Source organism: Streptomyces sp. SID11385 (assembly GCF_010548245.1).
Classification (GTDB): Bacteria; Actinomycetota; Actinomycetes; order Streptomycetales; family Streptomycetaceae; genus Streptomyces.
The window spans coordinates 1-10,488 of the sequence record NZ_JAAGLR010001152.1 but is presented as its reverse complement, the minus strand read 5'-3'; the positions used below and the strand labels follow the sequence as shown (position 1 = coordinate 10,488).

Below are 10,488 nucleotides of genomic sequence, written 5' to 3'. Positions count from 1 at the left end.
GTGGCGGTGGCGGCGGCTTCGCCGGGCGTCCCGGTGGCGGCGGTGGCCGTCCCGGCTTCGGCGGCCGTCCCGGTGGCCCGGGTGGCCGCGGCGGCACGCAGGGTGCCTTCGGGCGTCCCGGCGGTCCCGCGCGTCGTGGTCGCAAGTCGAAGCGGCAGAGGCGCCAGGAGTACGAGGCCATGCAGGCCCCGTCGGTCGGCGGCGTGATGCTGCCGCGCGGCAACGGCGAGACCGTTCGCCTGTCGCGTGGTGCCTCGCTCACCGACTTCGCCGAGAAGATCAACGCCAACCCGGCCTCGCTGGTCGCGGTGATGATGAACCTCGGCGAGATGGTCACGGCGACCCAGTCCGTCACGGACGAGACGCTGGAACTCCTCGCCAACGAGATGAACTACAAGGTTCAGATCGTCAGCCCCGAGGAGGAGGACCGCGAGCTCCTGGAGTCCTTCGACCTGGAGTTCGGCGAGGACGAGGGCGGCGAGGAGCTGCTCACGGCCCGCCCGCCGGTGGTCACCGTCATGGGTCACGTCGACCACGGCAAGACCCGCCTGCTCGACGCGATCCGCAAGACCAACGTGATCGCGGGCGAGGCCGGCGGCATCACGCAGCACATCGGCGCGTACCAGGTGACGACCGAGGTGAACGGCGAGGACCGCCGCATCACCTTCATCGACACCCCCGGTCACGAGGCGTTCACCGCCATGCGTGCCCGTGGTGCGAAGTCCACCGACATCGCGATCCTCGTGGTCGCGGCGAACGACGGCGTCATGCCGCAGACGGTCGAGGCGCTCAACCACGCCAAGGCCGCCGAGGTGCCGATCGTCGTCGCCGTCAACAAGATCGACGTCGAGGGCGCCGACCCGACCAAGGTGCGCGGCCAGCTCACCGAGTTCGGTCTCGTCGCCGAGGAGTACGGCGGCGACACGATGTTCGTCGACATCTCCGCGAAGCAGGGCCTGCACATCGACAGCCTCCTGGAGGCCGTCATCCTCACGGCCGACGCCTCGCTCGACCTGCGCGCCAACGCGGAGCAGGACGCGCAGGGCATCGCGATCGAGGCGCACCTCGACAAGGGCCGCGGCGCCACCGCGACCGTCCTGGTGCAGCGCGGCACCCTGCGGGTCGGCGAGACGATGGTCGTGGGCGACGCCTACGGCCGCGTCCGGGCCATGCTCGACGACCTGGGCAACACGGTCGACGAGGCCGGTCCCTCGACGCCCGTCCAGGTGCTCGGTCTCACCAACGTCCCCGGCGCCGGCGACAACTTCATCGTCGTCGACGAGGACCGCACCGCCCGCCAGATCGCCGAGAAGCGCGCGGCCCGCGAGCGCAACGCCGCGTTCGCCAAGCGCACCCGGCGCGTCTCCCTGGAGGACCTGGACAAGGTGCTCAAGGAGGGCGAGATCAAGCAGCTCAACCTCATCATCAAGGGCGACGCCTCCGGTTCGGTCGAGGCCCTGGAGTCCTCGCTGCTCCAGCTCGACGTCGGCGAAGAGGTCGACATCCGGGTGCTGCACCGCGGCGTCGGTGCGGTCACGGAGTCGGACATCGACCTGGCGACCGGCTCGGACGCCATCGTCATCGGCTTCAACGTGCGCGCCGCCGGGCGTGCCACGCAGATGGCCGAGCGCGAGGGTGTCGACGTCCGCTACTACTCGGTCATCTACCAGGCGATCGAGGAGATCGAGGCGGCCCTCAAGGGCATGCTCAAGCCGGAGTACGAAGAGGTCGAGCTCGGCACGGCGGAGATCCGCGAGGTCTTCCGCTCCTCCAAGCTCGGCAACATCGCGGGTGTCCTCATCCGTTCCGGCGAGGTCAAGCGCAACACCAAGGCCCGGCTCCTGCGCGACGGCAAGGTCATCGCGGAGAGCCTCAACATCGAGGGCCTGCGTCGCTTCAAGGACGACGTCACCGAGATCCGCGAGGGTTACGAGGGCGGTATCAACCTCGGCAACTTCAACGACATCAAGGTCGACGACGTCATCGCGACGTACGAGATGCGCGAGAAGCCGCGCGTCTGATGCCTCGCCCCGCGTCGGTCGTGCGTGAGCACGGCTGAGGCGGGCCGCGGCTGACACGGTCGAGCACGGGGCCGGTCGGCGGAGAATTCCGTCGATCGGCCCCGTGCGTCGCGTGTACGGTGGGGAGGTTGCCGCCGCACGGAGGCGGCGCCTCATACCCCGAACCGGCGGGACATCCGGACCAGCATGTATGTGGGGACCCTGTCCTTCGATCTGCTCCTGGGCGACGTGCACTCGCTCAAGGGCAAACGCTCCGTGGTCCGCCCCCTCGTCGCCGAGCTCCAGCGGAAGTACGCCGTGAGCGCGGCCGAGGTGGGTGCGCAGGACCTCCACCGCAGGACCGAGATCGGCCTCGCCGCCGTCTCGGGCGACGCGGGCCACCTCAGCGATCTCCTCGATCGCTGCGAACGCCTCGTCGCGGCGCGTCCCGAGGTGGAACTGCTCGCGGTGCGCAGACGCTTCTACGGGGACGAGGACTGACCGCCGCCCCTCCCACCGCGGCGCGCGACGTCGCGTCGCCGGGGGGCGCGCACGCGACGCAGGGAGGCGACGTCGCGCCGTACGGTGCGCGGCACCGCGTCCCACGGGGCGCGACGTCGCGTCGTACGGGGCGGCGCATCATGGTCGTACGGGGCGCGACGTCGCCCCGTCCACGCCGCGCCGCGCACGCGACGTGCCCCCGGAGGGCCAGCCCTCCACACAGACCAACCGAGACAGAACAGCACCAAGTAGGGAGACGGACCGGTGGCCGACAACGCTCGCGCCCGCAAGCTGGCCGATCGCATCCAGGTCGTGGTCGCCCAGACCCTGGAACGGCGTATCAAGGACCCGCGACTGGGCTTCGTGACCATCACCGACGCACGCGTCACCGGTGACCTCCGGGAGGCCACGGTCTTCTACACGGTCTACGGCGACGACGAGGAGCGCGCCGCGTCCGCCGCGGCACTGGAGAGCGCCAAGGGCGTGCTCCGCTCCGAGGTGGGCCGGCAGACCGGGGTGCGCTACACCCCGAGCCTCGCCTTCGTGCCCGACGCGCTGCCCGACACGGCGCGCACCATCGACGACCTCCTCGACCGCGCCAGGCTGCGCGACGAGGAGGTGCGCCAGGTCTCGACCGGCGCGGCGTACGCGGCGGGCGCCGACCCGTACCGCAAGCCGGCGGACGAGGACGAGGACGGCGCGGCCGAGGACACCTCGGCGGAGCAGGGCAGGGGCAGCGGCACCGAATGACCACGCAGCGCACCACGACCCCGGACGGCCTCGTCATCGTCGACAAGCCGTCCGGGTTCACTTCCCACGACGTCGTCGCGAAGATGCGCGGCATCGCCGGCACGCGACGTGTCGGCCACGCCGGCACCCTCGACCCCATGGCGACGGGCGTCCTCGTCCTCGGGGTGCAGCGCGCCACCAAGCTGCTCGGCCACCTCGCCCTCACCGAGAAGGAGTACGTCGGCACGGTCCGCCTCGGCCAGGACACCGTCACCGACGACGCCGAGGGCGAGATCACCTCGGCCACCGACGCCTCGGGCGTCACGCGCGAGGCGATCGACGCCGAGGTCGCGAAGCTGACCGGGGACATCCTCCAGGTCCCCTCCAAGGTCAGCGCCATCAAGATCGACGGCAAGCGTTCCTACAAGCGCGCGCGGGAGGGCGAGGACTTCGAGATCCCGGCCCGCCCCGTCACCGTCTCGTCCTTCCTCGTGCACGACGTGCGCCCCGAGACGGCGCCCGACGGCACTCCCGTGCAGGACCTGCTCGTCTCGGTGACGTGCTCGTCCGGTACGTACATCCGCGCCCTCGCGCGCGACATCGGCGCGGCGCTCGGCGTCGGCGGGCACCTCACGGCGCTGCGTCGCACCCGCGTCGGCCCGTACCGCCTCGACGCGGCGCGGACCCTCGACCAGCACCAGGAGGAGCTGACGGTCATGCCCGTCGCGGAGGCCGCCGACGCGGCGTTCCCGCGCTGGGACGTCGACGCGCGCCGCGCGGGGCTCCTCCTCAACGGCGTGCGACTCGCCATGCCCGAGGAGTACGCGGGACGCGGCCCCGTCGCCGTCCACGGCCCGGACGGGGCCTTCCTCGTCCTCGTCGAGGCGGACCGGGGGAAGGCGAAGAGCCTCGCCGTCTTCGGCTGAGATGCGGGCGGCCCGCGCTGTCGCGATGTGGCACGCGGACGCGCGACGTAGCGGGGGCGGCGGGCGCGGCGTCGCGGCGGCGTCGCGTGTCGGTGGACGGGCGACGTCGCGTCGGCGGCGCGACGTCGTACGCGCAAAAGGCCAGGTCGCACGCGACGTGGCAGGCGGTGCCGCGCGACGTCGGTCGTGGTGCGGTGCGGCGTGGCGCGCGACGTTGGACGTGCTGTGGCGCGGCGTGGCGCGCGACGTGGTACGTGGTGGGGCGCGATGCCGGCCGCTCGCGCGGCGTCGTGCCCGCGCCGCCCGCCCGTTGCCGTGTGCACGCGACGTGGCACTCTTAGACCTGCGGATTCGTGGAATCCCGACAACCGGCTCATCCCACAGGTGCGACAAGGAGCGGTCACAGTGCAGCGCTGGCGTGGCTTGGAGGACATCCCTCAGGACTGGGGGCGCAGCGTCGTGACGATCGGGTCCTACGACGGGGTGCACCGCGGGCACCAGCTCATCATCGGCCGCGCCGTGGACCGCGCCAGGGAGCTGGGGTTGCGGTCCGTCGTCGTCACCTTCGACCCGCACCCGAGCGAGGTCGTCCGTCCCGGCAGCCACCCGCCGCTCCTCGCGGCGCACCACCGGCGCGCCGAGTTGATGGCGGACCTGGGGGTGGACGCGCTGCTGATCCTTCCCTTCACGACGGAGTTCTCGCGTCTGTCGCCCGCCGACTTCGCCCGCACCGTCCTCACCGAGCGCCTTCACGCCAAGGTCGTCGTCGAAGGCCCCAACTTTCGTTTCGGCCACAAGGCGGCGGGCAACGTGACGCTGCTCGCCGAACTCGGCCGTGAGGACGATTTCGAGGTGGACCTCGTCGACCTCTACGTCAGCGGCGACGCCGGCGCGGGCCAGCCCTTCTCCTCGACCCTCACGCGCCGCCTGGTCGCCGAGGGCGACGTCACGGGCGCCGCGGAGATCCTCGGCCGCCCGCACCGTGTCGAGGGCGTCGTCGTACGCGGCGCGCAGCGCGGCAGGGAACTCGGCTACCCGACTGCCAACGTCGAGACCCTCCCGCACACCGCCGTCCCCGCCGACGGCGTCTACGCCGGCTGGCTGCACGTCGCGGGCGAGGCCATGCCCGCCGCGATCTCGGTGGGCACCAACCCGCAGTTCGACGCCAAGCACCGCACCGTCGAGGCGTACGCCATCGACCGCGTCGGTCTCGACCTCTACGGCCTGCACGTCGCGGTCGACTTCCTCGCCTACGTGCGCGGCATGGAGAAGTTCGCCACGATCGACGAACTCCTCACGGCGATGGCCGACGACGTCAAGCGCTCACGTGCGCTGATCGCGGAGTACGAGGCGCAGCACCAGGACTGAGCACACGACGCGGGGACGTGGGCGGGCGACGTCGCGTGTGGACACGGGGCGGCGCCCCTTCCCTCGGGTGAATGCCGGGGGAGGGGCGCCGCCCCCTCGCGTAGGTGGCTGCGTGGGCTGCCGTCCGCACGCGACGCGACGCGACGTCGCGCACGGACGCCACGTCGCCTACGCGTCGTCGTCGGGACGCGACGTGTCGCCCGTACGCGACGTGTCCTGGGGACGCGACGTGTCGCCCCCACGCGGCGTCGCCGCCTCCGCGCGCGCCGTCGCCCAGTGGCACGCGACGCCCGCCCCGTGTCCGTCCAGGACGGGGAGGTCCTTCGTCCGGCAGGCGTCCGCGACTCCGGCCTGCTCCGCCTCGCCGGAGGCGAGGATGTGGCACCGGGCGTGGAAGCGGCAGCCGCCCGGGATGTTCGTCGGGTCCGGTGGCTCACCGCTCAGCACCACGGGCTCTCCCGGCGCCTCGGGCAGCACCGAGAGCAGCGCCTGCGTGTAGGGGTGGCGTGGCCGCGTCAGCACCTCCTCCACGGGGCCCGCTTCGACGATGCGGCCGAGGTACATGACGGCGACGCGGTCGGCGATGTTCCACGCGAGCCCGAGGTCGTGCGTGACGACCAGTGCCGAAAGTCCCAGCTCTTCGCGCAGCCGCAGCAGCAGTGCCAGGATCTCCCCGCGCACCGACGCGTCGAGCGAGGCGACGGGTTCGTCCGCGACGATAAGCTCCGGCTCCAGGGCGAGCGCGCTGGCGATGACGACGCGCTGCCGCTGTCCGCCGGACAGTTCGTGCGGGTAGCGAAGGAAGAACCGCTCCGGCGGGCGCAGCCCGGCGAGCGACAGCGCCCGCGCGACGGCGGCGCGTTCGTCGCCCGGCGTGCGGTGGATGCGCAGCCCCTCGGCGACCGCGTCGTACACGGTGTGGCGCGGATTGAGCGAGCCGCTCGGGTCCTGAAGCACGAGCTGGGCCCGTTTGCGGTAGGCACGCAGCGCTCGCGACCCGTACGAGATCGGCTCTCCCGCGAAGGTGATCCGTCCCTCCGTCGGCTGGACGAGGCCGAGGAGAGAGCGCGCGAGCGTCGTCTTGCCGCAGCCGGACTCCCCGACGAGCGCGACGATCTCCCCGGTGCCGATGTCGAGGCTGACCCCGTCGACGGCGCGCGCACGTGGCGCGCCACGCCGCCCGGGGAACGTGATGCCCAGATCGCGTGCCCCGAGCAGGGCCTGCTCCCGCGTGGTCGTGCTCATGCCTTCGTGCTCCTTGCCTCGTCGGCACCGTCGTGCCCCGCGTCGCCGGGCCCTGGCGCCGCGTCGCGTGCGTCGCCCGCGCCTGACGCGGCGTCGTCGCCGCTGCCTGACGTCGCGCCGTCCGTTCCGCCTGGCGACGTCGCGTCGCCCGACGTCGCGTCGAACCCCTCCTCGACCCGCACGCACGCCGCGCGACGTCCAGGCCCCGCCGGGCGCAGCGGTTGCGGCTCCGTCGCGCACGACGGCAGCGCCACGGGGCACCGGGGATGGAAGGTGCACCCCGTCGGCAACGACGCCGGGTCCGGCGGGTCGCCCGGCAGGCCGCGCGGGGCGTAGCGCGACGCCGGGTCGCCGATGCGCGGGAACGCCCCGGAGAGCGCCGCGCCGTAGGGGTGCAGCGCGCCCTCGTAGACCTCCCGCGCCGGTCCCTCCTCGACGACGCGGCCCGCGTACATGATCGCGAGCCGGTCGCACGTGTCGGCGAGCACCGCGAGGTCGTGGCTGATCATGACGAGGCCGATGCCCTTCTCCGCCACGAGGCGCTCGATGAGCCGGAGAATCTGGGCCTGGATCATGACGTCGAGCGCGGTGGTCGGCTCGTCGGCGATGATCAGCTGCGGGTCGCAGGCGAGCGCCATGGCGATCATGACGCGCTGCCGCTGCCCGCCGGACAGCTCGTGCGGGTACGCCGTCGCGCGCGACACCGGAAGACCGACGTGGCGCAGCAGCTCCTTGACGCGACGTCGCCCCTCCTCGGGGCCCGCCAGGCGGTGCAGGAGAATCGGTTCGAGGATCTGGTCGCCGATGCGGTGCACGGCGTTGAGCGAGTGCATCGCGCCCTGGAAGACGATCGACGCGCCCGCCCAGCGCACGGCGCGCAGCCGCCCCCACGCCATCGTGCGGATGTCCTCGCCGTCGAGCAGGATCTGGCCCTCCAGCGTCGCCCCCGGCGGCAGCAGGCGCAGCAGCGCCATCGCGAGCGTGGACTTGCCGCAGCCCGATTCCCCGGCGATGCCGAGCTTCTCGCCCGCGCGCAGCGTGAGGTCGACGCCCCGCACCGCCGGCACGGCGCGCGCGCCGCTCCCGTACGTGATGCGCAGGCCGCGCACGTCGAGCAACGGACGCGACGTGTCCCCCGACGTCGCGTCACTCCCGCCGCGCGACGTCGCGTCGTCGGGCCCGCGCGCGTCGTCGGGTATGCGCGCGTTGTCGGGCACGCGGGCGTCGTGCCGCGACGTCGCGCCCCGCGCCCCCGGCTCCGTCGCCCGCGAGGGAGCGGGGACCTGTGCGCCCGGTGTGGTCGGTTCAGTCATCGTCGGTCCCCCAGCTTGGGGTTGAGCACGGACTCGATGGCGCGTCCGCACAGGGTGAAGGCGAGGGCCACGAGCGCGATCGCGAGGCCAGGAGGCGCGAGGTACCACCAGTCGCCCGAGCTGACGGCGCCGGCGTCGCGCGCGTCCTGGAGCAGTCCGCCCCAGGACACCATGATCGGGTCGCCGAGCCCGAGGAAGGCGAGGGTCGCCTCGGTGAGGATCGCGTTCGAGATCACCAGGGTCGTCTGGGCGAGCACGAGCGGCATGACGTTCGGCAGGACGTGCCGCAGCATGATGTGCTTGTGCCCGCCGCCGAGCGCTCTGGCCCGTTCGATGTAGGGGCGCGACTCGACGGACAGCGTCTGCGCCCGTACCAGTCGCGCCGTCGTCGGCCACGTCGTGACGCCGATGGCGAGGATCGTCGTCCAGATGGAGCGGTCGAGGACGGTGGCGAGCGCGATGGCGAGGACCAGCGTCGGCATGACGAGGAACCAGTCGGTGACGCGCATGATCACCGTCGCGTACCAGCCCCTGAAGTGACCCGCCGTGACGCCGACGAGCGTCCCGATCGCGACGGTGAGCACCGCCGCCAGCAGGCCGACGGCGAGGGACACGCGCGCGCCCCACACCATGAGCGCGAGCAGACTGCGCCCGAACTGGTCCGTCCCGAGCGGGAACTCCCCGCTCGGCGACTCCAGCGACTTGCCCGGGGCCTCGGTGACGCTGCGCGAGTCGCTGCCGACGAGCAGCGGCGCGGCGAGCGCGACCACCGCGATGAGCAGCAGTACGACGAGGCCGACGAGGCCGCTGCGGCGGGTACGGAACTCGCGCCCGAAGTCGGCGAGGGCGCGACGTCGCCGCGCCCACGCGAGCGCGCGCGGCGACGCGGCGTGTGCGGCGTCGTCCGGCTCGGGAGCCGCGCCGTCGCGCGGCGTTGCCACGTCTGTCGTATCGGTCGTCATCGGCCCACCCGGGGATCGAACAGCGGATAGATCAGGTCGGCGAGGGTGTTCATGACGATCACCGCTGCGGCGAAGACGAAGAACAGCCCCTGCACGAGTGGCAGGTCCGGGATGCTCAGCGCCTGGTAGAAGAGCCCGCCGAGGCCCGGCCAGGAGAAGACCGTCTCGACCAGGATCGCCCCGGCGACGGTGTTGCCGAGGTTGACGAAGAGGAGCGTCACGGTGGGCAGCATCGCGTTCGGCACGGCGTGCTTGCGCCGTACGTTGTCGTCGCGCAGGCCCTTGGCGCGCGCCGTCGTCAGGTAGTCGCTGCCCATCTCGTCCAGCAGCGAGGACCGCATGACGAGCAGCGTGCGGGCGTACTCGACCGCGACGAGCGTGAGGACCGGCAGCACCATGTGGTGCGCGACGTCCGTGAAGTACGCGAAGCCCTCCTTGCCGCCGGTCTCCATGCCGCCGGTCGGGAACATGCCGGGTATCGGCCCGATGCCCACTGACAGGACGATGATCAGCAGCAGGCCGAGCCAGAAGGACGGCACGGAGTACAGCGTGAGCGCGAAGGCCGTGTGGAAGCGGTCCCCGAAGCGCCCGTGCCGCCAGGCGCCGCGCGAGCCGAGCCAGACGCCGAGCGCCGTGTACAGCACGAACGCGGTCCCGGTCAGCAGCAGCGTCGCGGGCAGCGCCTCGGCGATCTTGTCGATCACCGGCGTGTGGAACTGGTACGAGGTCCCGAGGTCTCCGGTGAGCGCCTTGCCGCAGTAGTCGGTGAACTGGTGCCACAGCGGCAGGTCGAGACCGAACTCCCGGCGCATGGAGTCGAGCTGCTCCTGGGAGACCTGCTTGCCGCCGGTCATGGCCTTGATCGGATCTCCGGGGATGAGCCGGAAGAGGAAGAAACTGGTGACGAGGACGGCGAACAGGGACACGACCGCGCCGAGCAATTTGCCCGCCACGTAGCGCAGATATCCCGTTCCCGAGCGCCGGCGGGGGCCACGGGGCGTGGCCGCGGCAGGAGCCGCGACCGCGCCGCCGGGGTCCCGCGCGGGCGCGGAGGTGCTTTCGGTGCTCATGGGCAGATCGGTCTTCCGCTGAGTGGGGCGTCCTTCCGCGAGGCGCCGTAGCGCGGGGCGCGGCGCGGGGAGGAGGACCGGACGGAGGGGAGCGACGCCGGCGCGCGGTGCGCCGACGGCTCCGGAGAAGGAGGCACGTCGCGAGGGGTGCCCCGGCGGTACGTGCGAGGGCGGGCGGTAGGCGGCCGGGCGGTGCGTGGCGGGGCGGTACGTCGCGGGGGCGGTACGGGGTGGCGGCGGGCGCGACGTCGCGTGGTACGTACGCGAGCCGCGCGACGTCGCATATGCCACGTCGCGTGCGACCTGCGGAAACGTCGCGACGTCGCGTACGCCGCCCTGGCCGTTCAACGCGTCGCGCGCGACGCCGCGCCGCC

9 protein-coding genes are annotated in these 10,488 nt (G+C 72.7%); 5 read left to right on the top strand and 4 right to left on the bottom strand.

The features are described 5' to 3' along the window. The 5 genes from infB to G3I42_RS35135 form a co-directional block, all read left to right on the top strand. Positions 1 to 2,021, top strand: a 2,021-nt coding sequence (infB, locus tag G3I42_RS35155) for a translation initiation factor IF-2 (RefSeq protein ID WP_164291708.1), incomplete at its 5' end; no start/stop codon positions are given. A gap of 186 nt (positions 2,022 to 2,207) precedes the next feature. After that, positions 2,208 to 2,501, top strand: a complete 294-nt coding sequence (locus G3I42_RS35150) for a DUF503 domain-containing protein (protein ID WP_164291707.1) — start codon at positions 2,208 to 2,210, stop codon at positions 2,499 to 2,501. A 264-nt stretch (positions 2,502 to 2,765) separates the two neighbouring features. Then, complete coding sequence (rbfA, locus tag G3I42_RS35145; protein ID WP_164291706.1) at positions 2,766 to 3,251, top strand: 30S ribosome-binding factor RbfA; 486 nt, start codon at positions 2,766 to 2,768, stop codon at positions 3,249 to 3,251. After that, the gene (truB, locus tag G3I42_RS35140; protein WP_164291705.1) at positions 3,248 to 4,156 is read left to right on the top strand and encodes a tRNA pseudouridine(55) synthase TruB; all 909 of its coding nucleotides are present in this window, start codon (positions 3,248 to 3,250) and stop codon (positions 4,154 to 4,156) included. The genes rbfA and truB overlap by 4 nt, the downstream gene beginning before the upstream one ends. Before the next feature lie 405 nt (positions 4,157 to 4,561). Beyond that, positions 4,562 to 5,524, top strand: coding sequence for a bifunctional riboflavin kinase/FAD synthetase (locus G3I42_RS35135; protein WP_164291704.1), 963 nt, complete (start codon positions 4,562 to 4,564; stop codon positions 5,522 to 5,524). Positions 5,525 to 5,692: 168 nt separating this feature from the next. On the opposite strand, the gene G3I42_RS35130 is transcribed toward G3I42_RS35135, so the two are convergent. The 4 genes from G3I42_RS35130 to G3I42_RS35115 are packed head-to-tail and all read right to left on the bottom strand — an operon-like array spanning position 5,693 to position 10,114. Next, positions 5,693 to 6,769, bottom strand: coding sequence for an ABC transporter ATP-binding protein (locus tag G3I42_RS35130; protein ID WP_239096889.1), 1,077 nt, complete (start codon positions 6,767 to 6,769; stop codon positions 5,693 to 5,695). Further along, positions 6,766 to 8,082: an ABC transporter ATP-binding protein gene (locus G3I42_RS35125; RefSeq protein WP_164291703.1), complete on the bottom strand. Its 1,317-nt coding sequence runs from the start codon at positions 8,080 to 8,082 to the stop codon at positions 6,766 to 6,768. Before G3I42_RS35125 ends, G3I42_RS35130 begins: the two co-directional genes overlap by 4 nt. Continuing rightward, on the bottom strand, positions 8,079 to 9,044 hold the full coding sequence (locus tag G3I42_RS35120) for an ABC transporter permease (protein WP_164291702.1): 966 nt from the start codon (positions 9,042 to 9,044) through the stop codon (positions 8,079 to 8,081). The genes G3I42_RS35125 and G3I42_RS35120 overlap by 4 nt, the downstream gene beginning before the upstream one ends. Then, a complete protein-coding gene (locus tag G3I42_RS35115) occupies positions 9,041 to 10,114 on the bottom strand; it encodes an ABC transporter permease (protein WP_203607747.1) in 1,074 nt (357 codons plus the stop codon). The genes G3I42_RS35120 and G3I42_RS35115 overlap by 4 nt, the downstream gene beginning before the upstream one ends. Positions 10,115 to 10,488: the final 374 nt, after the last annotated feature.